The organism is Flavobacterium eburneipallidum (assembly GCF_027111355.2).
Classification (GTDB): Bacteria; Bacteroidota; Bacteroidia; order Flavobacteriales; family Flavobacteriaceae; genus Flavobacterium; species Flavobacterium eburneipallidum.
Genome location: NZ_CP114291.2, coordinates 3,109,231 through 3,135,351, shown reverse-complemented (window position 1 = coordinate 3,135,351; position 26,121 = coordinate 3,109,231). Strand labels below are relative to the sequence as shown.

At 33.4% G+C, this 26,121-nt stretch carries 16 protein-coding genes; 8 read left to right on the top strand and 8 right to left on the bottom strand.

Annotation, left to right across the window (positions count from 1 at the left end; translation table 11 throughout):
• Positions 1-65 precede the first annotated feature (65 nt).
• On the bottom strand, positions 66-737 hold the full coding sequence (gene folE / locus OZP15_RS13225; protein WP_281336350.1) for a GTP cyclohydrolase I FolE: 672 nt from the start codon (positions 735-737) through the stop codon (positions 66-68).
• Between the two features lie 234 nt (positions 738-971).
• A complete protein-coding gene (locus tag OZP15_RS13220; protein WP_281336349.1) occupies positions 972-2,201 on the bottom strand; it encodes a pyridoxal phosphate-dependent aminotransferase in 1,230 nt (409 codons plus the stop codon).
• Between the two features lie 125 nt (positions 2,202-2,326).
• Between OZP15_RS13220 and OZP15_RS13215 the strand changes: the two genes are divergently transcribed.
• From OZP15_RS13215 to OZP15_RS13200, 4 genes are all read left to right on the top strand, one after another.
• Positions 2,327-3,637 carry an aspartyl protease family protein gene (locus tag OZP15_RS13215; protein WP_281336348.1) on the top strand — a complete coding sequence of 437 codons (1,311 nt, stop codon included), beginning with the start codon at positions 2,327-2,329 and terminating at the stop codon, positions 3,635-3,637.
• Between the two features lie 121 nt (positions 3,638-3,758).
• Positions 3,759-6,626, top strand: a complete 2,868-nt coding sequence (locus OZP15_RS13210) for a gliding motility-associated C-terminal domain-containing protein (protein ID WP_281336347.1) — start codon at positions 3,759-3,761, stop codon at positions 6,624-6,626.
• A 27-nt stretch (positions 6,627-6,653) separates the two neighbouring features.
• Complete coding sequence (locus OZP15_RS13205) at positions 6,654-7,589, top strand: PorP/SprF family type IX secretion system membrane protein (RefSeq protein ID WP_281336346.1); 936 nt, start codon at positions 6,654-6,656, stop codon at positions 7,587-7,589.
• 10 nt (positions 7,590-7,599) lie between these two features.
• Positions 7,600-9,717 (top strand): OmpA family protein, encoded by a 2,118-nt coding sequence (locus OZP15_RS13200; protein ID WP_281336345.1) that lies wholly within the window; start codon positions 7,600-7,602, stop codon positions 9,715-9,717.
• Between the two features lie 72 nt (positions 9,718-9,789).
• On the opposite strand, the gene OZP15_RS13195 is transcribed toward OZP15_RS13200, so the two are convergent.
• Positions 9,790-10,176: a DUF1573 domain-containing protein gene (locus tag OZP15_RS13195; protein ID WP_269225905.1), complete on the bottom strand. Its 387-nt coding sequence runs from the start codon at positions 10,174-10,176 to the stop codon at positions 9,790-9,792.
• A gap of 211 nt (positions 10,177-10,387) precedes the next feature.
• Between OZP15_RS13195 and OZP15_RS13190 the strand changes: the two genes are divergently transcribed.
• From OZP15_RS13190 to OZP15_RS13180, 3 genes are all read left to right on the top strand, one after another.
• A complete protein-coding gene (locus tag OZP15_RS13190; protein WP_281336344.1) occupies positions 10,388-13,021 on the top strand; it encodes a valine--tRNA ligase in 2,634 nt (877 codons plus the stop codon).
• Positions 13,022-13,169: 148 nt separating this feature from the next.
• Positions 13,170-14,216, top strand: coding sequence for a hypothetical protein (locus OZP15_RS13185; protein WP_281336343.1), 1,047 nt, complete (start codon positions 13,170-13,172; stop codon positions 14,214-14,216).
• Positions 14,176-16,458, top strand: coding sequence for a hypothetical protein (locus tag OZP15_RS13180; RefSeq protein ID WP_281336342.1), 2,283 nt, complete (start codon positions 14,176-14,178; stop codon positions 16,456-16,458). Before OZP15_RS13185 ends, OZP15_RS13180 begins: the two co-directional genes overlap by 41 nt.
• Positions 16,459-16,519: 61 nt before the next feature.
• On the opposite strand, the gene OZP15_RS13175 is transcribed toward OZP15_RS13180, so the two are convergent.
• Entirely contained in the window at positions 16,520-18,805 is a 2,286-nt protein-coding gene (locus OZP15_RS13175) for a TonB-dependent siderophore receptor (RefSeq protein ID WP_281336341.1), read from the bottom strand.
• A gap of 366 nt (positions 18,806-19,171) precedes the next feature.
• On the opposite strand from OZP15_RS13175, the gene OZP15_RS13170 reads away from it, so the two are divergent.
• Positions 19,172-20,335: an MFS transporter gene (locus OZP15_RS13170; protein WP_281336340.1), complete on the top strand. Its 1,164-nt coding sequence runs from the start codon at positions 19,172-19,174 to the stop codon at positions 20,333-20,335.
• On the opposite strand, the gene OZP15_RS13165 is transcribed toward OZP15_RS13170, so the two are convergent.
• The 4 genes from OZP15_RS13165 to OZP15_RS13150 all read right to left on the bottom strand — a co-directional run bounded on the left by OZP15_RS13165 (position 20,332) and on the right by OZP15_RS13150 (position 25,850).
• Entirely contained in the window at positions 20,332-21,333 is a 1,002-nt protein-coding gene (locus tag OZP15_RS13165; protein ID WP_281336339.1) for an FAD:protein FMN transferase, read from the bottom strand. The two genes, OZP15_RS13170 and OZP15_RS13165, sit on opposite strands and share 4 nt — an antisense overlap.
• Before the next feature lie 151 nt (positions 21,334-21,484).
• Positions 21,485-23,677 carry a PepSY domain-containing protein gene (locus OZP15_RS13160; RefSeq protein ID WP_281336338.1) on the bottom strand — a complete coding sequence of 731 codons (2,193 nt, stop codon included), beginning with the start codon at positions 23,675-23,677 and terminating at the stop codon, positions 21,485-21,487.
• Between the two features lie 95 nt (positions 23,678-23,772).
• On the bottom strand, positions 23,773-24,255 hold the full coding sequence (locus OZP15_RS13155) for a DUF2271 domain-containing protein (protein WP_269225897.1): 483 nt from the start codon (positions 24,253-24,255) through the stop codon (positions 23,773-23,775).
• Positions 24,256-24,323: 68 nt separating this feature from the next.
• On the bottom strand, positions 24,324-25,850 hold the full coding sequence (locus tag OZP15_RS13150) for an ankyrin repeat domain-containing protein (protein ID WP_281336337.1): 1,527 nt from the start codon (positions 25,848-25,850) through the stop codon (positions 24,324-24,326).
• Positions 25,851-26,121: the final 271 nt, after the last annotated feature.

Here is a 26,121-nt window from a genome sequence, read left to right as displayed (position 1 = left end):
TTTGTTTATTTGTTTATTTGTTTATCGAATTACCGAATCAACAAATCAACGAATCAACATTTTATTTAAAATTTCGTGTCTAATTTTATGTAATCAAGGAACTCTCTTCGAGTTTGTGCTTCTTTAAATTTTCCGCCAAATTCAGAAGTTACGGTACTACTTTCGATGTCTTTGATTCCTCTGGAGTTTACGCAAAGGTGTTTGGCATCAATTACACAAGCTACATCTTCTGTTCCAAGAGCAACTTGTAATTCCTGTACAATTTGCATTGTCAAACGCTCCTGAACTTGTGGTCTTTTGGCATAATATTCTACAATACGGTTCATTTTAGACAAACCAATTACAGTTCCTTTAGAAATATAAGCCACGTGTGCTCTTCCAATTATAGGTAACAAATGGTGTTCGCAGGTAGAGTAGAGCGTGATATTTTTTTCAACCAACATCTCGCCGTATTTATAATTGTTGTCGAATGTGGATGCTTTTGGTTTTTTGGCAGGATTTAGACCGCCAAAAATTTCTTTAACAAACATTTTGGCTACACGATTGGGAGTTCCTTTTAGACTATCGTCTGTTAAATCCATTCCAAGGGTTAACAAAATGTTTTCTACATCTTTTTTTATTTTTTCGATTTTTTGGTCGTCGCTAATATCAAAAGCGTCTTCTCTTACTGGATTTTTTGCAGATGAACTAATGTGATTATCTCCTATTTCGTCGTGAAGTTCTTCGTTGTTTATCATCGAAAGGTATCGTTATTATGGGTGTATAAATTTAAGTGGGTAAAGATAATTAATAAAAGCCAAAGAATTTCGATGACTTTATTAAACGTCTTTAAAATTTTAGCCACGAATTACACGAATTGTCACCAATTCATAATATTTAAAAAATAATTTCACTAATTAATTGAATTAGTGAAATTTCAGAATCTAAAAATTCGTGTTTATTTGTGCAATTAGTGGCGACTTTTTTATTTTTTAGTTAACAGTGCTTTTTAAAACCAACTGATTTTTTTCGGAATTGTACACTTGGATAGCGTCTTTTAGAATTTGTACGGCACGAATTAAATCTTCTTTTTTCAAGACGTAAGCAATTCGAACTTGATTCAAACCAACGTTTGGCGTAGAGTAAAATCCTGCTGCTGGAGCTACCATTACAGTTTCTCCATTTGAATCGTAACTTTCTAATAACCATTGAGCAAAATCATCTGTGTTGTCAACAGGCAATTGAGCGATACAATAAAAAGCGGCTTTTGGAGTCTTCACGACAACACCTTCAATTTTATTCAATTCGCTAATCAAAGTATCTCTTCTTTCTTTGTATTCGACAATTACTTCGTCAAAATAACTTTGAGGAGTATCAATTGCAGCCTCGCAAGCAATTTGTTCAATGGTTGGCGGACATAAACGTGCTTGTGCAAATTTCATTGCAGCAGCGATAACTTGTCTGTTTTTAGTCACCATGCAACCAATTCGAGCACCACACATACTGTATCTTTTAGAAACCGAATCAATCATTATTACGTTCTGTTCGATTCCTTTTAAGTTCATTACAGAGAAATGTTGATCTCTTTCGTCATAAATAAATTCACGATACACTTCGTCAGCGATTAAAAACAAATCATGTTTTTTTACCAATTCGCCCAATTGATTAATCTCTGATTCTGAATACAAATAACCCGTTGGGTTATTCGGATTACAGATTAAAATTGCTTTTGATTTTGGTGTAATGGCTTTTTCGAATTCTTCGATGGTTGGCAATGTAAATCCGCTTTCGATATTGGAAATTACAGGAACAACTTTTGCACTTGATTCTTCTGAAAAAGCACTATAATTAGCATAAAAAGGTTCAGGAATGATGACTTCATCTCCAGGATCCATAATGCTTCCAAGTGCAAATAGTAAGGCTTCTGATCCACCAGTGGTAATCATTATGTCTTCAAAACTAACTTTTACATCTTGTTTTGTATAAAAATCAGCTAGCTTTCTGCGGTAACTTTCGTAACCCGCTGATGGGCCATATTCTATAATGGTTAAGTCAATATTTTTTATCGCATTAATGGCGATTTCTGGACTTTTTATATCGGGTTGACCAATGTTTAAATGATATACTTTATGGCCTTTCTTTTTGGCTATATCAGCATAAGGAGCCAATTTTCGGATTGGCGATTCTGGCATTCTTTGACCTCTGATGGAAATTTCAGGCATGATTGAAAAAATTTGACTGCAAATTTGCGACTTTTTTTTCTAATTTAATGGACTCAACCCTCTTAATTTGACGTTAAAAGGAGATTATTGTTTAATAATTTCCTAACTTTATACAAACAATTCTGATGAAAACAATAGCTATTTTATGTTTTTTGTTTATTTATAGCTTGCCTTCTCAAGCGCAGGATGGCTTTGTATTTGAAAAAAATGTTGATAAAGTAGAGATTCCTTTCCAATTAATCAATAATTTAATTTTTATTCCTATAAAAGTGAACGGAGTACCCTTGAATTTTTTGCTAGATTCAGGTGTAGATGAAACGATTCTGTTTAGTATGGACGATAAAAAAGAGGTTCGTTTTTTGGATGTAGAAAAAGTAGCTTTAAGAGGTTTAGGAAGTGAAAATTCTGTGGATGGATTAAAATCCAAGAATAATTTTTTAACGATTTCGGGTTTGAAATCTTCCGAACATTTGGTTTACGTTATTTTAGATCAAAGTTTTAATCTGTCTTCGCACATTGGAATTCCTGTCAATGGTATTATTGGTTATCATTTTATGAAGAATAATTTGGTAGAAATTAATTACGACAAAAAGAGAATTACTATTTATAAGGATTCCGAAAAATATAGAAACAAAATAGAGAAAAAATTCAAAAGCGTTCCTATTACTATCGAGAAATTGAAACCTTATATTAAAGCTAATGTGATGGTGAGTAATATGGAAATTCCTGTCAAATTATTAATAGATATTGGAAACAGTGATGCAGTTTGGCTTTTTCAAAATAGTTCAAAAAATATAAAAGTACCCGAGAAAAATTTTGAAGATTATTTAGGAAAAGGATTTAGCGGAGATATTGAGGGAAAAAGAGCCCAGATTGATCGGTTTTCAATGTCAGGATTTAACTTTAAAAATCCTATTGTGGCATTTCCAGATACAACCTCTGTTAGAAATGTAAAAATGGTAAAAAGCAGATCGGGTTCAGTAGGAGCGGAGATTTTGAAAAGGTTTTTGGTGGTTTTTGATTACGCTAATCAAAAGTTGTATTTGAAGAAAAACAGTCATTTTGACGATCCATTTAGTTACAATAAAACAGGAATTGAATTGCAACATTATGGTTTGCAATGGGTTCAGGAAACGGTTCGTTTAGAAACAGTTCCGTTATATGAGGGAGGTAGTGTTGTCAATAATTTCAAATACAAATTTGATTTGAAGCCCGTTTATGTTATTACAAATGTTCGAAAAAATTCCTTGGCTGCCGAGGCTGGTTTGCAAAAAGAAGATGTTTTAGTGCGTATAAATGGGATGCCAGCTCATTATTTTTCGTTAGAAAAAATCAACGCCATTTTAAAATCAGAGGACGAAAAGTGGGTTACTCTTGAGGTTCAAAGAGAGGATAGATTGCTTAAATTTAAGTTTCAATTACACAATGTGTTATGAGAATTTAAAAAATTACAGCCTTTTTTTTGACTAATTTTTAAGTGAATAAATGCGGATTTATTGCTTTTTGCCGTGTTATTCGGATTAAAGTATTATTTTTAACGAAATTTAATACTTAATTATGGTTAAAAAATACACTTTCTTAATTCTAGTTTTTATTCTTTTATTTTTCTCGTCCACTAAAAATTATGGGCAATGTGCTGGTAATGATGTCTTAAATTTTGAAGTATGCGATATTTCAAATTCTAGCAGTCAGGCAATAGCGTTGTTTCCGTTACTAGGTCCCAATGCTATTCCGGGAGGAACTTGGTCTGATGATAATCTTTCAAGAGGTTTAGATGTAACTACTGGGGTTTTAAATGCTCAAATAATATCTAGTAGTGGAGTTTATCATTTTACTTATACTGTTAGTGGAGGTTGTGCAGATACATCGGCAACAATTACAGTTACTATTGGAGGTTATTCAGGAGTTTCAGATTTTAAAAGTACCGCTTGTAGTGATGATCAGAATTATAACCTTTTTCAAGTTTTTGACACGAGCGGAGGTAACGTAAGTGCGCAATCTAATGGAAGTTGGTATAATAATAAAACAAATACTCCAATTGTGGGCAATTTTGTTAATGCCGAATTATTAGGTTTAGGAGATACTCAATTTACTTATACTATACCCGCTATTGGTAATTGTCCTGCAGTTTCTTCAACTGGGATTGTTACTGTTTTTAGAGCACCAAAACCTGGAAATCCTTCTAAATTATTGTTATGTGATAGTGATGATTTGTCAGTTTATTCTAATTACGATTTGAATAATCTTCTTACTAGTGAGGATGCAGGAGGAACATGGGAAGACAATAATGGCTCTGGACAAATTACTTTTCTTAAAGATCATAATGTAGATATTCAATACATATACAATAATTTTGGAATAGGAAATTATACCTTCTCCTACACAGTTTTGCCAACCAATCCAATTTGTGAGAAGAAAACATCAACAGTAAGAATTAGAATCGAAAAATTACTTGATTTTACTGGAGCTACCTTAGTGGTCAGTTCAGATATATGTGAATCTCAAATTGCATCAGCTAGTTATTCAGTTACATTGACAAAAGGACCTGCGGTTATTCCAAACGGGCAATATTATGTTACATATTCTATATCTGGACTAGCTGCCGAAACCAAAACCGATTTAGTAACTTTTAATAATGGAGTAGTAAATTTTCCTTTGGATTCAAAATATTTTCAGCAAGTGGGAGACTTTAGAGTTCAAATAACAAATATTACTGCTTTTGACAGTGAAGGAGCTTGTAACAATACCATAAACGATTTGTTTGATATTTTGCATGTATATCCAACTCCTGTTTTGGATGGAGCCAAATTGACAATTGCTCCTGTATGTCAGAATAAAAGTGCTTTGGTACAAATTACCGATGCTACATTTTTAGCAGACGGTACTTATGATATAATTTATAATTTGTCAGGAACAAATACTGTAGCATCACAAACTATTCGTATTGTTTCAGTTGGAGGTGTTTCAAGTTTTACTATCCCGTCAAATTTTATCGTGAATGAAGGGAATACAGTAGTAACCATTACAAAAATCACCAATACAATCACTAGTTGTTCTAATATTGTTAATCTTAACGGAACAATGCTAGTAAATCCGTTGCCCAATCCTACAAATGTAAAAATAGCTGTAAATGATTATTGTTTGAATGAACCAGTATCGGTCGCAGTTTCAGGTTTAGGAAGTTTGACCGCTACTACAATTACTTATCAATTATCGGGAGCCAATGTAGCTACACAAACCTTATCATTAGTTGCTAGTGGCGGAAATGCTAGTTTTATTATTCCTTCTAATTTATTAAGTAATACTGGTACAACGACCATTAGTTTGACAAATTTAATTAATGACAATACAACTTGTGGTGTAGTAGTGAGTACAGTATCAGATGCTTTTGCGATAAATGCAATCCCTAGTGCTCCAGTTGCTGGTAGTCAACAAAATTTTTGTCAAGCAGATGCAGCAAAAGTGGGTAATTTAACTCCAAATGGCTCTCAATACCAGTGGTTTGACTCGGAAACTGCAACAACTCCTCTTGCCAGTTCAGTACTATTAGTGTCAAAAGATTATTATGTGAGAGAAGTAGCTCCAACAAGTTTGTGCTTTTCAATACCAACGAAAGTAGCGGTCACCATCAATCCTATTCCAGCAGCTCCAATCACTACAGCTCAACAAGAGTTTTGTAAAATAGAAGCAGCTACGGTGGCTAATTTAATACCGAACGGTGCACAATACCAATGGTTTGATTCAGCAACAGCCACAACACCTCTTGCTAATTCTACTTTATTAGTATCTGCTAATTATTATCTTAAAACAATAGCTCCAACAACTTTATGCCTTTCTACAGCGACGGTAGTTGCAGTTAAGATAAATGAGGTTTCCGCTCCAATATTAAATCAGAGTGATCAGACTTTTTGTGGAATCAATAAACCTAAAGTTTTGGATTTGATGCAAAATACTACTATTCCTAATTCAACAGTATGGTATGATGCACCTGTCAATGGAAATCTAATAGACAATTCAACTTTATTACAAGATAAAATAATCTATTACGGATTTGATGTTTCACCAATTACCAATTGTCTTCCGAAAAATAATTTTGCTGTAACGGTTTCGCTTACTGATTGTAGTACTACTACTTATGACTTTTTTATTCCCGATGGATTTTCTCCAAATGCAGATGGTGTAAATGATACTTTCAAAATTCCCGAAGTTGAATTTTTATATCCAAATTACACCTTTGAAATTTATAACAGATATGGAAATGTACTGTTTAAAGGAAATAAAAACAAGCCAGAATGGGACGGAAGAAATTCGGCATCAGCAGGTTTTAGTGATGCGATAGTGCCTAATGGAGTCTATTTTTATATTATCAATTTTAATAAAGACAATAAGTCGCCTCAACAAGGCAGTCTTTATTTGAACCGATAATTTAATTTACTTTTAATATAATTTCAAATGAAAAAAATACTATTTATAATAAGTTTTTTCTTTTACATCATAGATATATCAGCGCAGCAAGATCCTGAATATACGCATTATATGTACAATATGAGTGCTGTAAATCCAGCCTATGCAACTGGGGAAGCAGCCATGTTAAATACGGGTGCTTTATACAGAACACAATGGGTTGGAGCAGTAGGTGCTCCTAAAACCTTTACTTTTTTTGGACACACAGCCTTGAGCGATAAGATTGAAGTTGGAATGTCTTTAATTTCAGATGATATTGGAGATGGTGCCAAAAAAGAGAATAATTTCTATGCTGATTTTGCTTATATTTTGGAATTGGGCGGTAATAATAAATTGTCTTTCGGTATGAAAGCTGGATTTACCTCTTTGCAATCTAATTTCAATGGATTCCGTTTTGAAAGCGGTGACGTGACAACAGATTTGGCATTTTCTCAAAACATCAATACCACTAAACCCAATATTGGTGTGGGTGCTTATTATTTTACCGACAACTATTATGTTGGTTTGTCAGTTCCTAATTTGTTTAATTCCAAACATATCGAAGAGAGAGCAGGAATCAGCGCTTATGGATCCGAAGAAATGCACGCTTTTTTAACCGCTGGTTATGTTTTCCAAATCAATGATATGTTCAAGTTGAAACCAGCTTTTATGTCAAGGTTTGTTACGGGATCACCCATTGCTATTGATGTTTCGGCTAATGTTTTATACGATAATAAGTTTGAATTAGGAATCGCTTATCGATTGGATGACGCTTTTAGTGTTTTGATGAATGTAAATGTTACCCCTAATTTAAGAGTGGGATACGCCTATGATTATACGACTTCTAATATAGGTCAGTTCAATTCAGGAACCCACGAAATAATATTACTCTTCAATTTAGATTTATTAGGAAAAGGATATGATAAATCACCAAGATTCTTTTAAAATGAAAAATATGAAAAAATTACTACTTATTATATTCGTATTTTCTATACAGTTTATAAATGCTCAAAACCAAGAATTAGAAAGAGCAAAACGTTTTTTTGACCGAACAAATTATACCGAAGCCATTGAGTTGTATGAAAAAATAGTGGCAGAAAAACCTTCCGTGGAAGCTGTTAAGAATTTAGCAGATAGTTATTATTATACCAATGACCTGAAAAATGCACAACGTTATTACCGACTTCTAATTAGAAGTTACAGTCAGGATTTGGATAGCAATTACTATTTCAAATTTGCACATACTTTAAAAGCAACCAATTCCTATGACGAAGCCAACGCAGTTTTAAAAGATTATTATTCCAAATCGGCAAATGTTCAAGATTTAACTCAATTTGAAAATGATACTAAAACCTTGGAAAATGTTTCAGCAATTGGCAACCGTTATGAGATAAAAAATTTAGCTTTTAATACGGAGAATTCAGAATTTGGAGCTGTAAAACACAACGACAGTCTGATTTTTGCTGCCGTAAAAAAGAAACCTGGATTATTGGATAAAGTCTATAAATGGGATAATGAAACCTATTTAAACTTGGTTTCAATACCACTAAAAAATATAAATTCGAGAGATTCTATTGGTCGTTATTTTGCTAAAGAACTAAAAACTTCGATGCACGAATCCAATATTATTTTCACAAAAGATGGTAAAACAGCTTATTTCACAAGAAATAATTACAAAAACGGAAGAAGAGGCAAAAACGAAGAAAAAGTATCCAATCTTCAAATCTTCAAAACCGAATTGGTAAACGGAAAATGGACAAATGTAACTTCATTACCATTCAATAGTGAGAATTATTCGGTAGAACATCCTGCTTTGAGCAATGATGAAAAAACATTATTCTTTGCATCGGATATGCCGGGAACATTGGGTTCATTTGATATTTTTTCGGTAGCCGTAAATGAAGGTGTTTTTGGAATTCCTCAAAATTTAGGAGCTGCAATTAATACAGATAAAAGAGAACAATTCCCGTTTGTATCCAAAGACAATAAATTGTATTTCTCTTCCGATGGACATTTAGGCTACGGTTCGCTTGATGTTTTTGTGTCTGAAATCAAAAATAAAGAATACAGCAAAGCTAATAATGTAGGTCTGCCAGTCAATTCTAATTTAGATGATTTTGCATTTAATATCGATTCGGATACGAAAGAAGGTTATTTTTCATCCAATAGAGAAGCAGGAAAAGGAAGCGATGATGTTTATCAATTGAAAGAAATCAAAGATTTGATAATCGAAGATTGTAAGCAGTTTATAGCTGGAATTATTACAGATGTGGATACTAAATTGCCCCTAGAAAATGCCATTGTAGTAATCCAAGATGCTGCTAAAAAACAAATTAATTCAGTAACAACTGCTGCTGATGGAAAGTTTAATTTTACAATTCCTTGTGAATCATCTTTTACTGTTTTAGTTTCTAAAGAAAATTATACTAATAATTCTAAAGCTGTTGTTTCAAGAAAAACAAGGGATTATTCGAATGATGCTTCTATGGCATTAAAATCACTTGAGGTTATAAAACAAGAGAATCAAAAGCTCGAGGAAGAGAAAAAACAATTGGAAGAAGAGAAAAAACAGAAAGAGGCCTTGGCTGTAATCGCTTTAAAAGAAGCGGAAATTAAAGCAAAAAAGGATGCAATTGTTCAGGCTGAAATTAAAAAGAAAGAAAAAATCAACGCCATTTTAGCAAAAGAAAAAGATGTAGTGAAGGACAAAGACCGATTGATTATCAAAACAGATCCTATCTATTTCGATTACGATTTATGGTACATCCGAAAAGAGTCTAAAATTATTTTGAATCGAGTTTTAGAATTAATGAAGAAATACCCTGAAATGGTTGTCGAAATTGGTTCACACACCGATTCCCGAGGGGATTTAAAATATAATGCTGAATTGTCTGGAAAAAGAGCACAATCAACCAAAGAATATCTCGTAGAATCTGGAATTGACAGCAAGCGAATTATTGCCAAAGGTTATGGCGAGTCAGCACCAATTGTAAAATGCAAAACGGATGAATCGTGTACCGAAGAGCAACACGAACTCAACAGAAGAAGTGAATTTGTGATAAAAAACCTGTAGAGAAATTTAAACGTAAAAAAAAACCGTTCTGATTAATTGGAACGGTTTTTTTGTGTTTTAAAAGTTTGAAAATTATTCAGAAACTTGACCTTTAATTTTCAAAGGAATTCTTCCGCTATCGTAGTTTACAGCATTCGATTCGACTACAATTGTTTTTCGTATTGGTCCCGAAATCATATTGTATTTGATTTCTATCTTTCCCGTTTTTCCGGGTGCAATAGCAACTGTGGGTTTAGTTGTAATGGTAAATCCAGGAGTTGATAATACGTTGATAATCATAAGTGGAGCATCACCAGTATTTGAGAATTCCACTGAACGAATTCCATTGTCATTCTTTTTAGAAACAGTTCCATAATCTATTGTATTGTCAGCTGTTTTAAATTGAATTTTTGCACCTTTTTGAGCAAAACCAAAACTACTAAACAATACAATTGCTATTAGTGTGGTTATATTTTTCATTTCATTATTTTTTTGGATATTCATTATAGTAAAAATACTTTTTTTAATTCACAGGACAATTATTTATTTCTCTTTTTATACTGTACTTAATTATTTACTTTTGTTCCCAATTAAAATTACAAAAATCAGACCAAAAGAAAAGGTGATTTGTTTAATCGGTTATTTGTTTAATCGGGTAAACGAATAACCGATTAAACAAATAAACAATACAATGACAATTCCTGCACAATTTGACGCTAAAACCATTGAAAATAAGTGGTATGACTACTGGATGAAGAACAATTATTTCCATTCAGAACCAGATCACAGAACTCCATATACCATCGTAATTCCTCCACCCAACGTAACAGGAGTCTTACACATGGGACATATGCTGAACAATACCATTCAGGATGTTTTAATTCGTCGTGCACGTTTGAAAGGATTCAACGCTTGTTGGGTGCCAGGAACGGATCACGCTTCGATTGCTACAGAAGCAAAAGTAGTTGCCAAATTAAAATCAGAAGGAATCAATAAATCCGATTTGAGCCGTGAAGAGTTTTTAAAACACGCTTACGACTGGACAGACAAATACGGAGGAACAATCTTGGAGCAGTTGAAACAATTGGGTTGCTCTTGTGATTGGGACCGAACTAAATTCACGATGGATCCTGATATGTCAGCATCTGTAATCAAATCTTTCGTTGATTTATATAACAAAGGCTTGATTTATCGTGGGTATCGAATGGTAAACTGGGATCCGGAAGCCAAAACTACTTTGTCTGACGAAGAAGTTATTTATGAAGAACAACAAGGAAAATTATTTTTCCTGAAATATAAAATTGAAGGTTCAGAAGATTTCTTGACAGTAGCAACGACACGTCCGGAAACTATTTTTGGAGATACTGCGATTTGTATCAACCCAAGTGACGAGCGTTTTACCCATTTGAAAGGGAAGAAAGCCATTGTGCCAATTTGTGGTCGTGTAATTCCAATTATTGAAGATGAATATGTAGATGTGGAATTTGGAACGGGTTGCCTGAAAGTAACTCCTGCTCACGATGTAAACGATAAAGCTTTAGGAGAAAAACACAATTTGGAAATTATTGATATTTTCAATGAAGATGCGACTTTAAATAGTTTTGGTTTGCATTACCAAGGGAAAGACCGTTTTGTAGTTCGTGCTGAAATTGCAAAAGAATTAGAATCGAATGGCGATTTGGCAAAAACTGAAATTCATTTGAATAAAGTAGGAACTTCCGAAAGAACTAAAGCCGTAATCGAACCTCGTTTGTCTGACCAGTGGTTCCTGAAAATGGAAGATTTGGTAAAGCCTGCCATTAAATCCGTTTTAGAAGATGGGGATATTAAATTACATCCAAAGCGTTTTGACAACACTTACGCACATTGGTTAAATAATATCCGCGATTGGAATATTTCCCGTCAATTGTGGTGGGGACAGCAAATACCAGCTTATTATTATGGCGATGGAAAAGAAGATTTTGTAGTTGCTGAAAACATCGAAGATGCTTTGGCTTTAGCCAAAAAAACAACCAACAACCAACAACTAACAACCAACAACCTTCGTCAAGACGTTGATGCTTTGGACACTTGGTTCTCCTCTTGGTTATGGCCAATGTCCGTTTTTGGCGGAATTATGAATCCTGAAAACGAAGATTATAAATATTATTATCCAACGAATGATTTAGTAACTGGACCGGATATTTTATTTTTCTGGGTGGCCAGAATGATTATTGCGGGTTACGAATATGCTGGAGAAAAACCATTTTCGAATGTGTATTTAACTGGTTTGGTTCGTGACAAACAAAGACGTAAAATGTCGAAATCTTTAGGAAATTCACCTGAACCTTTGGAATTAATTGAGAAATTCGGAGCTGATGGAGTTCGTGTGGGATTGCTTTTGAGTGCTTCTGCTGGAAACGACATTATGTTTGATGAAGAATTGTGCAACCAAGGAAAAGGCTTTACCAATAAAATTTGGAATGCTTTCAAATTGATAAAAGGTTGGGACGTTTCAGATGCTATTCCGCAACCGGAATCTTCGAAAGTGGCGATTGAATGGTACGAAGCCAAATTGCAACAAACACTTTTGGAAATCGAGGATAATTTCGAAAAATATAGAATTTCCGATGCCTTGATGGGAATTTACAAATTGGTTTGGGACGATTTCTGTTCTTGGTTTTTAGAAATGATCAAACCAGCTTACCAACAGCCAATTGATAGTCTAACTTTTGCAAAAGCGATAGAAATGCTGGAAAGTAATCTGAAATTATTGCATCCATTTATGCCGTTCTTGACAGAGGAAATTTGGCAATTATTGGCAGAAAGAACTCCAGAAGAAGCTTTAATTGTTTCGACTTGGCCAGAAATAAAACCGTTCAATGCGCAATTAATTACCGATTTCGAAAACACAATAGAAGTGATTTCAGGAATCAGAACGATTCGTAAAGACAAAAATATTCCGTTCAAGGATACAATTGAATTGAAGGTAGTAAACAATGATAAAGCTTCGACTTATTTTGATTCGGTGGTAACCAAATTAGGAAACATCACTTCCTTGGAATATGTTTCGGATAAAGTGGATGGTGCTTTGTCTTTCCGTGTAAAATCGAATGAATATTTTATTCCAATTTCAGGTAATATTGATGTTGAAGCTGAAATCGCTAAATTGACCGAAGAGTTAAATTACATCAAAGGTTTCTTAAAATCGGTACAGGTGAAATTGTCAAATGAAAAGTTTGTAGCCAACGCAAAACCTGAAATCATCGAAAACGAACGCAAAAAAGAAGCCGATGCACTTTCTAAAATTGCTACGATTGAGCAGAGTTTGGCTGGGTTGAAATAAATAACTGAAGAATTGTTTAAATATGAAATCCCAATTTTGATATTATTCAGATTGGGATTTTTTCTTCAAAAAGTTTTTTTTGATTTTTGTATCTCAAAAAAATATAATTTTAGTATGATTTTATACTTTAATAAAATTCCTATATCTCATGAAAAAAATAGTTTTGTTTGTATTTGTTTCCTGTTTGTTTTTGTCTTGTTCCCAAAAGGAAAGTAAGGTAGAAAATGTGGAAAGAGCTTTTTATTACTGGAAAAGTAATACTGCTTTTGGAGAAGAATCGGTTAAGAAAATTAAAAATTTGAAAGTCAAAAAAATATACCTCAAACTTTTTGAAGTGGATTATAATGAAACGATGGGTAATTTTCCTTATGAAAAAAGCAAACCTAGTGACTATGATTTTCGCGCATTAGATTCATTGCATATCGTTCCAACTATTTTCATCAAGAATGAAATTTTTCAATATAATACTGAAAAATCCTTGGATAAATTGGCAGATAATATAGTTTTTTTGGTGGATAAATACCATAAAGGTTACGAAAATAAAAGCATTTTTGAATACTCCGAAATTCAAATAGATTGCGATTGGACCAAATCGACCAAAGACAAATATTTCTATTTGCTGAAAAAAATAAAGGAATTGTCTGCTAAAGATATTAGTTGCACGCTTCGTTTGTATCCGTACAAATATCCCGAAATTATGGGCGTTCCACCTGTGGACAAAGCGATGTTGATGTGTTATAACTTGATAAAACCATTGTCGAACAAAAACAAAAATTCCATTTTGGATTTAGCTGAATTAAAATCGTATCTGAATGAAAGACGTATTTATCCCATTCATTTAGATGTGGCATTGCCTGTTTTTTATTGGACACAATGGTATCAAAACAATCGTTTTTCGGGTTTGTTGAATATCAATTCGGCGGAAATTTCAGGATTCGCCAAGGAAGTAAAACCAATGTGGTATGAAGTTACAAGGGATACAACCTATAATTATGATTCTTATTTCAAGAAAGGAGATCAAATCAAATGTGAAGAAATCTCAACAGAAACGATTAATGAAGCCATTTCAATTATTAAAAAAAATGTGGAATTGAACCAAAATACGACCATTTCCTTATTTCATTTAGATGATAGCACTTTCAAAAAATACAACAATGAAGCAATTTCTAGTTTTTATAGTTCTTTTAGCAAGTAGTTTTTGCAAAAGTCTGGCTTGTGGTTATTCGCCTTATGGTGAAGATATTCGGTATTGCTTGTTCCAACCCGAATATTTTAATTATTCGCATTACAAAGCTTTTTATTATAATGCTAATTTATTCGGATTTGATTATGATGAAAATCCAAATGATTATAGGGCAAATGTAGAAGCCAATATTTTGGATTGGCACAATTACACCAACAAAATGGTCAGTGTTGAAGCCATTGAGGATTTTAATAATAATTTGAAATTGACCGATATTCATGCCAAAAGTACAAATGATTTTATCCAATATTTATATCAAAATAAGAAATTAGATGCGATTGGATATTTGAAAATGGCAAAGAATTGCGAAGCTGTAAATAATGTTTTTGAGGAAGATTCTTGGGAAAGAAATGAAATAGCGAATACCAATGAACGAACTGTTTTGTTGAATAAATTAGTTCGAATTACCCAAAGAGAAAAGAATCTTTATTTCAAACGGAAATATGCTTTTTTGACGATTCGATTAGCGTATTATGCCAAAAGACAAGATGTTATGGAGAAATTTTTTGAGGATAATTTCAATTTAAGCAAAAAAGATTATCTCTATAATTGGAGTTTATTTTTTTACACTTTTACAAAATCAGATGCGGAAGCGATGGTTAATGCAGCGAATTTGATGGCTTATTGTCCTGAAAAAGCGTATGCGAGTTATTACTATTTCCACGAGAATTTCAAAATTAGCGAAGTTTTGCAACAGGCGAAAACCAAAGAAGAAATTGCGAATGTTTATGCGTATGCTTCGATTCAAAAAGTAGATAAGACTTTGGATTATTTGAAAGAAATTTACAAAAAAAATCCAAAATCCGAGATTCTAGGTTTTTTGTTATTACGAGAAATTAATAAGATTGAAGATTGGGTTTACACGCCTTATTATTCCAATTATTTGCCATCCACACAATTTGATTATTGGAGCGATAATACAGATAAAATCACTACCGAAACTTTGCGAAATCGTTCTGAAAACGATCGTTTGTATGCGCAAGAAGTATTAGATTTTATTCAAACAATCGATTTGAAAGCTACTCAAAATCCTATGATTTGGAAAGCGGCTCAAATCAATTTGCAATTCATCACCAGAAAATATTCGGATTGTTTACAGCAAATTGCTTCTTTTGAAAAAACATACAAAACCAATAAAGCGGTGGAACAAATCGAAAAAATAAAAGCACTTTGTATTACAGCTAATCAGGAGTATGGAAAAGCCATTATTCAACCTGAAATTCAGCATCTGATTTTAAAGTATAAAAATGACGAACGCTTTATTTTTGCTTTTGGAAGAGAATTAGAATTTAAGGGAAATATCACCGATGGAATGGCTTTGATTTCGTTATTGGAAACTAATTTTGATAATGGTTATGATGTTAGTAATGTAGAATGGCAAGGCAATCGCATTCGAACATCGGGAAATTTAGAAGTGTTTTACACTTATTTTGACTATTTGGATTTTGTGTATGCTGCCCAAGATTTGCAAACTATTGTTGATAAATTGAAAACCGATTTTTCATCTGGATTTGAAAAGGCTATTTATGCTAGATTACTAAAAGACAAAGATTATTTGCAGGATTTGTTGGGAACCAAATACATCAGGGAAAATCAATTGGATAAGGCTTTGGTAACTTATAAATCTATTGGAAAAAGTTATTGGGATGAGAATTACAATGCTTGGGAAAGAGGAAATTATGGAGAAGACTATTCGTTTGACCAAAATCCTTTTTATGATTTTAAATACACCAAAGACTTCATCGAACACAAAGAAAAGTTCCTAGTTACCAAACTTTCTATTACCGAACATTTAATAAAATACACCAATTTGGCTTATAATCCGAAAACCAAAGATCGAGATTATTACTATTTTCTGTTAGCGAATTGTTATTACAATATGTCTGATTATGGCAATTCTTGGATGATGCGTCGTTATTCGAGCAGTTCTTCTTATTACGGACAGGAATTTGAAAATGAATCGTATATTGATGAAATTGAATATCGAAACAAAAAGAAAGCATCAACATATTACAAATTAGCTTTCGAAAATGCTAAAACGCCTAAATTCAAAGCCCTTTGTTTGCGAATGATGGATTATGCAGAGAAAAATACCTTTAGTAGTTCAAAAAGAGTTACAGGGCAATTTCCTCAATTCAGTTCTGATTTGTCAGGCTGCGAAAATCTATCCAACTATTTTAAATCCAGAAGATAAAAAAAATCCCAATCTTGAAATCATTTCAGGATTGGGATTTTTAAGTTTAATAGAATTCAAACTACAACTTGTATTTTAGACTAGCCATTACTTGTCTTGGTGCAATTGGATTGATACTATAATTTTCGTGTACGGTATAATTCAATTCATTTGTAATGTTTGATAGTTTGCATAGTAAAGACAATTTTTTCCAAGCATAACCTATTGAAGCGTCAATAGTTGCATAACCTTCTATTGGAAAATCACGATCTCTAACGGATACTGTGTAGGCTGGATTAGGATTAGGATTTGTTGGTGTAGGTGCTACAGCTGTCCATACGTAGTCATTATTCCAACCCCCAAGTCGGTTTCCTATATAATTTCCAATGGCTCCAATCGAAAGACCTTTTAATACTCCAGAGGGTAATGTATAGAAAAAGCTTAAGTTAGCAGTATTTTTTGGGGTTCTTGTCAAGCGATCTCCTTCAATAAAACTACCGCTTGTTCCAGAGGTTTTGGTGTATCGCATATCATTATAACTGTAACCTGCAATTATGTTTAAACCATCAATAGGTCTTGCAGTTATATCAACTTCAACTCCTTTACTTCTTGTTCCTCCTCCTAAAACTCTTATTTGTGAATTTACATTTTCAGTAATCCCGTCTGCTAAAAATGGAGCTGTTTGTGCTAGGTTACTATTATCTATTTGATATACCGTAATATTAGTGCTTAAAATTCCTTTCCAAAAATCTTTTTTAATTCCTGCTTCATATTGATCTATTATAGAAGATTCTAATACATCTCCATTCACAGTCAATCCAGTATTGGGTGTGAAAGAACTAGAATAACTAGCAAATAAAGACATATCTTTTAAAGGCTGGTAAACCAATCCTATTTTTGGAGTAAAAGCTTGATCGATACGTTTTTTTGCTTCAACAGTTGTCACTTTTACTGGATTAATAGTGTAAGTATCTGTAACCACTTGTGATTCTTGCCAAGACCAACGAATACCTGCTAAAAGTTTGATTTTGTCTGTAAACGAAATCAAATCTTGGGCATAAACTCCAAATCGGTCTGTGGTAGTATATGCAATTGCAGTGTTTCTAGATTCTGGCTCATCATTTCTTTGAGTTTCAGCATCAAAAGTATAAAGATTTATTGTACCGTAATTAATGGTTGTTGTAGATGTTGGGTTTGCAAAAAAACCATAAGTGTAAGCTGTAGCATATGAATTTTCATAATCTACACCAGTAAATAATTGATGTTTAATTCTTCCTGTATTAAAGTTTCCTTGTAAGCTTAATTGATCGCCAAGAATTGTTTCTAAATTTTTATTTTGAACTAATCCTCTTGTCCAATTTCCAGTTGCAGTAACATTTGCTATTTGAGCTGTGGATTTTGATTGTCTATGAAAGTCTTGATAAGAGCTGTTGAAATTTAATTTCCAATTTTTGTTGAAATCGTGATTTACCAAGATTGAACCACTTGCTGATTTTGTATTTCCAGTTGACCAAAGTGAACCATAAAAGGCGTTGCGAGGCAAATCTAAAATAGTTTCACCTATCATACCTGTTCCAAAATCTGGAGTCCAATCAGCATCTAAATAATCTCCTTGAACAGTAATTTGAGTTTTATCACTAATATTAAATAAGAACGATGGGTTTACATAAAGTCGCTCGTTTTTTACTACGTCTCTAAAACTTTCTGAATTTTCGTAAGAAGCATTGATTCTATAAGCAATCCATTTATTTAAAGGGCCATAAAAATCAACCGATGGTTTGTAATAAGCATAACTTCCGGCTTGCATCGAAATTTCGCCACCACTTTTAAACGAAGGTGTTTTGGTTACTAAATTTAAAATCCCTCCAGGAGCAACATTTCCAAATAATAAGGCAGCGCCTCCTTTAAGAAATTCTACTTTTTCAAGACCAGAAACTTCTGGAATAGAACCTGAATTATAACGGAAACCATTTTTAAACATATTATTAGCAGACATATCATATCCTCTTGAGAAAAATGATTCTTGAGCTCCACCTCGGGCAGAACTTACATAAATTCCATTAGCATTTTTAATTACCTCACTCAAACGAATGGCTTGCTGTTGCTCTATGATTTCCGAACCAATGACTTGTATGCTTTGTGGTACATCCATTGGTTTCAAGCCCGAGCGTATTGCTGATACTGGTTTTGGGTGCTTATTTCCAGTTACAGTTACTTCTTTTAGATTGACTCTTTTTTTATTTTTTACAGTGTCTAAAATACTTTCGTTTGTTTCATTAGAAATCATTCCAGAGGCACTTGCCATATCTTGCGCTTGGCTTGAAAGGCTAAATAATAAGGTTAATGCTGAAAGTAAAACAGTTTTCATGTTGCTTATTTGGATTTAATAAAAATAATTACGCAAATGTATAACCAACATTTGAGTTAACAAAGTTTATTTAGAATAAATACAAACAATTATTTTAAAATCAAGATTTTTGACCAATTTTTTAGTTTTTGATAAAAAAAATGAGAATCGACACTTTATTTTCTAATGTTTTTTTAATGATAGAATGATTTTTTAAGATTTGTATTCTAAATTAAAACACTGTTTGCTTGTAGTTAACAATTTTGAGGTATAACATAATAGATTTGCTCAAAATTTTGGTAGTTGTTTTTGAAATCAACACTCTTCTGGGTAATTAGTTTTAAAAGGCTTAATTTTGCGCTCCAATGAATTGAATAATTTCTTCAAATGATTTTTTCCTATTTAAAAAAAATAACAAACACTCCAAAAGGATACCGAATTGCTACCACGATATTTTTTTTCGTTTCTGGATTTGGTTATTCCTCTTGGGCTTCCAGAATTCCAGATATTAAAAAACAATTGCACTTGAGTGAAGCCGAATTCGGAGCGGTTTTATTTGCATTTCCAATAGGTTTGATATTGACAATGCCATTTACAGGACAATTATTAAACAAATACAGCAGCCGATTTATTATGCTTTTAGGGGCAGTTTTGTTCAATTTTGTGTTGGCTTTGCCTGGTTTTGCCGCTTTTGTTTGGCAATTGGTTTGTATTCTTTTAGTTTTCGGAGCTTCACGAAATATTTTCAATATGTCGATTAATACTCAAGCATTAGAAGTACAAAAGTTGTATCCAAAATCTATCATGACTAACTTTCATGCTGTGTGGAGTTTGGCAGGTTTTACTGGAGCGGGTTTGGGCTATATTATGGTTACTCAACATATTGATCCTTCTTATCATTTACTCGGAACTAGTGTAGTTATGATGGCAGTTACCGCTTTTTTCTATCCGATGAGTATTTTGACTCAACCTATTCAAGAGAAAAAGAAATTGTTTTCCTTGCCTGATAAAGACTTGATAAAGTTTGCATTGATTTGTTTTGTAGCCATGGCTTGCGAAAATACGATGTACGATTGGAGTGGTATTTATTTTCAAAACATTCTTCATGCTTCACCAAAATTAACCACTGCTGCGTTTGTTTTTTTTATGACAGCAGTAACTCTTGGACGTCTTTTTGGCGATTATGGAGTGATGAAATTTGGCATCAAACAAATTTTGTTTTACAGTGCTATTGCTATCAGTTTAGGATTTTTAATTTGTTTTGTTTTGCCTTTTGTTATTCCAACAATTGTGGGTTATGTGTTAATTGGTGTTGGCGTTTCCTGCGTTGTCCCTTTGGTTTTTAGCATGGCTGGAAAATCAGCAAAAAAAAATAATGGCAACACCATTACCTCCATTTCGACCATTGGTTATTTAGGTTTTTTAGTTGTGCCGCCCATGGTAGGTTTTATTTCGGAACTGTTAAGTATGAAATGGGCGTTTTTGATAATGGCTTTTTTGGGAGCGATAATGATTTATTTGGTTACCAAAATCAAAGAAGAAGAAGATTAGAATTTGGCTTTGAATTTCTTAATCCTAAAGTTTTTCGATTTGACTACTTTTCCATCATCGGTAATCATTAAGCAGCTATAATTAGGAAATTTTTCGAGTAAAATCAAACCTTTTTCTTTTCCTAAAACCATGAGCGAAGTACTCAAACCATTCGCAGTTTCAGCATTTGGACCAAAAACACTTACGCTACATAATCCAGTTGCAGGATAACCCGTCGCTGGATTGATGATGTGCGAATAGCGTTTGCCATCAAGGATTACAAATTTTTCATAGCTTCCCGATGTGGTTACTGCCTTTTCTTCAAGAGGAACAATGGCAATTAGTTTATCGGTTTTGAAAGGGTTTGTAATGCCAATATTCCAAGGTTTTCCGTTAGGTTGTTTTCCCCAGGTACTCATATCGCCAGAGCCATTTACAATTCCGGATTGAATTCCTTTGGCAAGCATCATTTCCTGACATTTGTTAGTCGCATATCCTTCTCCCAAAGCACCAAATCCAATTTTCATTCCTTTTAATTTCAGGAAAATGGTCGAGTTGATGCTATCCAGAATAATGTTTTTATAGCCTACTTTTTCTACTGATTTTTTTATGGCTTCCGCTGAAGGCATTTCGGTCATAGACCCATCAAATTTCCAGATTCTGTCCATTGCGGCAAAGCTGATGTCAAAAGCACCATTAGTAATTTCAGAAAATTGAATGGCTCTTTTTGTTAATTCGAAAACTTCTTTATCGACTTTTACTGGGCGAATTCCCGCATTTTGATTTACTTCCGATACTTGGGAAGTCGATTTCCAGTCGGAGATTAAATTTTCTATTCGGCTGATTTCACCAATAACTTCATCAATATTTTGTTCTGCTGCTAATGAATCTATGGCTACAATGGTAATGTCAAAACGTCCACCCATTAGCATAGTGGTTCTTTTTCGCAAGACTTGGCTGTGACTTGGGAAAGTGCACAAGATTAAAAGAATAAAGATGATTTTTTGTTTAATTGACATAGTTTATTTTTAATCCTGCAAGGTCTTTTTCAGACCTTGTAGGTATTATTTTTGAGTCTTTTTTCAGACCTTGCAGGAAAATCGATTATTATAAAAAATCACTTATTAGAATTTCGGCTCCCTCTCCTTCGGAGAGGGTTGGGGTGAGGTTTTAATAACAATCCGTCAACACTTGGGCTCTGACTTTATAATCTGAAATAGTCAAATCTGTTTGAGAAAGAAGTTTATCCAGAATAGTTTCTACGTCTTTTTGCATGGCCAATGAACCGCAAATCATGATAACTCCTCCATTAGTCAGTAAATCTACAAAAAAATCAGCATCAAGTTGAATTAAATCCATCACATAATGATGATTCACTTCGCGGGATAAAGCCAATTGAAAATTTTTAAGATGGTGTTTTTGAATCATTTCCATAGCAAATTTCTCATAGCCTAAAACCGTTTCAGTAGCTTGTCTAAATCCACTGTAGAGATGTATTTCGGTTTTTTTCTTGTTTTGTTCGATCATTCCAAGGAAAGGAGCAATACCCGTTCCGTTTGAAATTAGAGCAATTTTAGAGGCATTTTTTGGTAAATGAAAAGCAGGATTTTTAATAATTCGGGCTTTGATAATCGAACCCACTTCTACATTGTATAAAAAGCCTGAACCCAATCCTTGAGGATGTAATTTTACCACTAATTGTACATTTCCAGAATGACTACCGATAGAGTAGAGACGTTCTCTGGTATCGTTTGCTGGATAAATAGCCAATAAATCTCCCGAAGTGAATTGGGTTCTGCTATTTGCCCGAAGCGTTAATAAAAAAGTGTGTTCCGTGTCAGAAATGAGAGTTTTGTCTAATACCATCAGTTTTTGCAAACCTTTGGGAACGTGATTGTATAATGATGGGGTAGCACAAAGCGAAATTCCTGTTTTCTCACTCCAAAGTTTCACCCAATTTACAAACTCATCAGCCGATTTGTCGTTTACGGTTTGTAATTCTAAAATGCGTTCTGCCCAATTTTGTTCTGCCAATAAAGTATCAATTTGACGAGCATAACCGCAAAAATCAGGATACGCTTTTGACCCAAAACCTACAACTGAAACTTTGATTTTTTGCTTTTGTTCAATTTGATTGGCAAGTGATATGAATTTAGTTCCATTAGACGGTGGGTCTCCTAATCCGTGAGTGGATGCCAAAATAATCAGATGTTCTGCTTTTGGATAAGTGGTATAATTATTCAATTCGGTGACGAAAACCTTTTCTCCGTGAGCCAATAATTGTTTGTAAATGGCATTAACAAATCGTAAGGTACTTCCGTTTTCAGAACCCACTAACAGAATGAATTTGCTTTCTTCGGCTTTGTGTTTGTTTTTGATACGGCTTGCTCTTCTTTTTAAAGTCATTGCAAAACCAGAGTAGATAAAAAACAGGATATTCAAACTCGCAATACCAAGAATTATAGCCCAAATTACATTGGTACGACCGGTGTGCAAATCCAAACTCAAATCGGCTAATTGGGTTTTTATTGGTGAATGCGATTCACTTATTACGGCTCCAGTAATTTGATTGACTTCAATTTCACGGTCTTTTAATTTGATGATGTAATATTCCTCTGGATCGTCTGAAAAAGGAAATTCAATTTTCTGAACATCGGCTAAAAGTGTGTTTTTGAAAAAAGAAGCATTGTCTTTTTGTGAAATGGGTGTTGGTTTTACTACTTCGGTTTTTTCATCAGTATCCGTTTTTTCGATGAAGAAATTGAACTTTTCTAATGTTAAATACGTTCCCGTAAGAGCAATTATTAGAATGGGAATTAATGCTAATCTTCCCAAAAGAACATGATAATATTGAGCAAAATATTCTTTAATTACTTTCGAAAAGAAATTGCGTATTCCTCTTTGTCTCTTTAAAACTAGAACAAATCCTGAAATGGAAATTAAAACTAAAAGAAAAGAGATAAAGCCCACAATAAAACGTCCTGTTTCTTTTAAGAATAAAGAACGATGAAGCGCAGTGGTCCATTTGATAAACTCACTTTTTTTAATAGGTTCTCCTAATATTTTCCCAGTTCTTGGGTCAATATAGGCGTTTACATCATTATCCTTCTGATCAATTCCTTGTAGGGTTACAAATTGGTTGTGATCGACACTCAATTCAGTTATTTCCAGATATTCTTTTCGAAGAATTGGCAAAGTTTCTTCCAGCGTTATGCTATCAAAATTGGCTACTTGATAAGGTGGGATTTTTTCCTGTACCGCATCCACAGCGAGAATGACACCCGTTACCGATGCTAATAGCAAAAATACAGCCGAAAATAGAGCCAAAGCCAAGTGAGAGTAACGCCAAAAAGAGAGAGTCATTCGTAATAATTTTATTTTAAAAAAATTACCATATAAGTCTTATAAGTTTCAATATTAAAACTTATAAGACTTATATGGTAAAGAAAGTTTTTGATTTAGATTTTATTCAATCTTACGTAGCGAATATAGCCTTTTCCATCTGTTTTTGCAGCAAGACCATCTGTTGTTAATGGAATTTCAACATCATTTGCATAGTATTTATTGTCTTCAACAGCTGATTCGAATCTTAATTTATAGCCTTTGTTGATTTTTGAATCTTCTATTTCAAATGTAGTGATACTACGGTCTCCACCAGTTACTGACGCACCTGTTTTAGCACTCAAATTTTCTTTCTTTTTGGTTTGAAACTTGTGCCATTCTTTGACAGTATTGTACCATTTTTTGTCATCGCCCATTGCGTACAATGTTTTTTCGTATTCGCCTTTGGCATTGATAAGCGAAACGACCACATAAGCACCTTCGCCTACGTAGTTTGACATTTGAAGCATACATTTATACTTGCTTGTTTGTGCTGTGGCTTGAAAGGATAAAAGGCAGATTAGTGCAGTTGTAAAAGCTATTTTTAGTATTGATTTCATGTTCATTTTTGGTTTATTCGTTGTTCGATTTTCGTTGTTCGTTTTTTGTTGGACGAAAAACGAAAATCTTATTTTAAAAATTCGATATCGGTTTTGTTTTTCGTTAACGACTCATTCTCTTTTGCCAAAGCATAAGTCGTTTCCTCAAATTCAGTGGTAATTTCTTTTTTGGCTCCAATAGAAACCAAGTATTTCAAGATAGCATCGTCTTTAGAAATCATCGCAGCTTTGTGCAAAACGGTTAAACCATCTTTGTTTTTGAGATTGATGTCAATGTTTAAATCGGCAAGTTTCTTAAGCAAAGTTAAATCGTTTTTGATGATGGCAATGTGATACAAGCTGTTTCCGTCTTTTTGAGGAGTTGCCAAATTTAATCCCTTGTCCTGCAATAATTTTATTTTGGCAGCAAAAGGATCTTGTTTAGGAGCGTTAGAAGATTCTGGATTACGACCCATTCCCATTCCACCCATCATTTGCGGACGATAGGATTGTACTAAATAAAAACCTAAATTATTTCCGTCTTTATCAATTGTTTTTGCATCGGCACCATTGTTTAAAAGTAGTGTCACAGCTTCTGGACTTCCTGATTTTACTGCTATTGATAAAGCTGTTTCTCCTTTTCCATTTTGTGTATTGTTATTTTTTACAAGTGGCAATAATTGTTGTAATGCTTGAGTATCTCTACCTGCAGCAGCAATCATCAATGGTGTATTTCCTTCGTTGTCGGCTTTGTTTGCATCTACATCTTTAGCCAGAAAGTAATTGATGATGTCACTTTGGTTGGGTTTGCTCACTAAAAAATGAAGTACGGTTTCTCCGTTTTTACTAGTAGCTGTTGGTTTTATTTTTAAGTCTTCTACCAAGTATTTATAAGTTTCAAGAGTGTTGGAATCTCTACGAGAACCTTGAGCTGCAAAAAGTAATGCGTTGTCATTGTGTTTTACTCCTTTTTCTAAAAGCGTCTTGATTAAAGCAATATTTCCTGTTCTTGCAACATAATTTATGGCTGTATTCCCGTTGTCATCCACATCTTTGATAGACATTCCTTTGGTTGCAAAATAAGTAGCCAGTTTTAAGTCTTTGTCCGATGCAATAGACAAAAGCAATAAGTTCGCTCCGTCTTTGTACTTTTTCTTTGGGTCAACTCCTGCTTTAAAAAGAGCCTCGTAAACCGCAGTATTGCTAACACCATTAACAGCAGCAGCTGTAATTGGGAAACTACTGTGACTGTCTTCTAAATTAATTTCTGAACCTTTGTCAATTAAATATTGTACAATTTCTAAATTCCCTTTTCCAGAAGCCCAATGTAGATAAATACGGTTATCATGGGTTGGTTTATTTACCGTATTTCCAGGTTGTTCTAACAAGAATTTAATAGTCGCTGTTGGAGCATCGCTATTGATTGCCATAACAACAGCATCAAATAAATTAGCGGTTGATGCAGATGGATTATTCCCTTTTGCTATCTCAGCTTGAACAGTTGCTACATCTGGTGATGTTTTCCAAAAAGATTGATCTAAAAGGCTGTTTTTTTGCTGTGCACTAACGAATAAAGTTGATGCTAGTGCAAAAGAAATGAAAATGTTTTTTTTCATAATGATTTATATAGAAATTGTATTTAACTTGTTATTTAGAATAAATAAAAATAATACAAATGTAAAAATAAATATTACAATACCAATACTAATTTTGTTTTAATGAACATTTTTAGTGCTTTTTTAACTTTTTGATTTCTCTCTTTTTAATGATGAAAAGATTAAGAATTACCGGTGCAGTATTGGATGTGAAAATCATTAAAAGGTTTAAAGTAATTTGTATAAAACAAAAAAACCGTCTCAAGTTAATAAGACGGCTTCCGTTTTGTAT

Excerpts from the sequence above, each read along its gene's own strand:
- OZP15_RS13200 (WP_281336345.1), top strand. The coding sequence starts at position 7,600 with ATGAAAAAATTACTACTTATTATATTCGTATTTTCTATACAGTTTATA.
- OZP15_RS13185 (WP_281336343.1), top strand. The coding sequence starts at position 13,170 with ATGAAAAAAATAGTTTTGTTTGTATTTGTTTCCTGTTTGTTTTTGTCT.
- OZP15_RS13170 (WP_281336340.1), top strand. The coding sequence starts at position 19,172 with ATGATTTTTTCCTATTTAAAAAAAATAACAAACACTCCAAAAGGATAC.
- OZP15_RS13190 (WP_281336344.1), top strand. The coding sequence starts at position 10,388 with ATGACAATTCCTGCACAATTTGACGCTAAAACCATTGAAAATAAGTGG.
- OZP15_RS13195 (WP_269225905.1), bottom strand. The coding sequence starts at position 10,176 with ATGAAAAATATAACCACACTAATAGCAATTGTATTGTTTAGTAGTTTT.
- OZP15_RS13160 (WP_281336338.1), bottom strand. The coding sequence starts at position 23,677 with ATGACTCTCTCTTTTTGGCGTTACTCTCACTTGGCTTTGGCTCTATTT.
- OZP15_RS13155 (WP_269225897.1), bottom strand. The coding sequence starts at position 24,255 with ATGAAATCAATACTAAAAATAGCTTTTACAACTGCACTAATCTGCCTT.
- OZP15_RS13210 (WP_281336347.1), top strand. The coding sequence starts at position 3,759 with ATGGTTAAAAAATACACTTTCTTAATTCTAGTTTTTATTCTTTTATTT.
- OZP15_RS13205 (WP_281336346.1), top strand. The coding sequence starts at position 6,654 with ATGAAAAAAATACTATTTATAATAAGTTTTTTCTTTTACATCATAGAT.
- OZP15_RS13175 (WP_281336341.1), bottom strand. The coding sequence starts at position 18,805 with ATGAAAACTGTTTTACTTTCAGCATTAACCTTATTATTTAGCCTTTCA.
- OZP15_RS13220 (WP_281336349.1), bottom strand. The coding sequence starts at position 2,201 with ATGCCTGAAATTTCCATCAGAGGTCAAAGAATGCCAGAATCGCCAATC.
- OZP15_RS13150 (WP_281336337.1), bottom strand. The coding sequence starts at position 25,850 with ATGAAAAAAAACATTTTCATTTCTTTTGCACTAGCATCAACTTTATTC.
- OZP15_RS13180 (WP_281336342.1), top strand. The coding sequence starts at position 14,176 with ATGAAGCAATTTCTAGTTTTTATAGTTCTTTTAGCAAGTAGTTTTTGC.
- OZP15_RS13215 (WP_281336348.1), top strand. The coding sequence starts at position 2,327 with ATGAAAACAATAGCTATTTTATGTTTTTTGTTTATTTATAGCTTGCCT.
- OZP15_RS13165 (WP_281336339.1), bottom strand. The coding sequence starts at position 21,333 with ATGTCAATTAAACAAAAAATCATCTTTATTCTTTTAATCTTGTGCACT.
- folE (WP_281336350.1), bottom strand. The coding sequence starts at position 737 with ATGATAAACAACGAAGAACTTCACGACGAAATAGGAGATAATCACATT.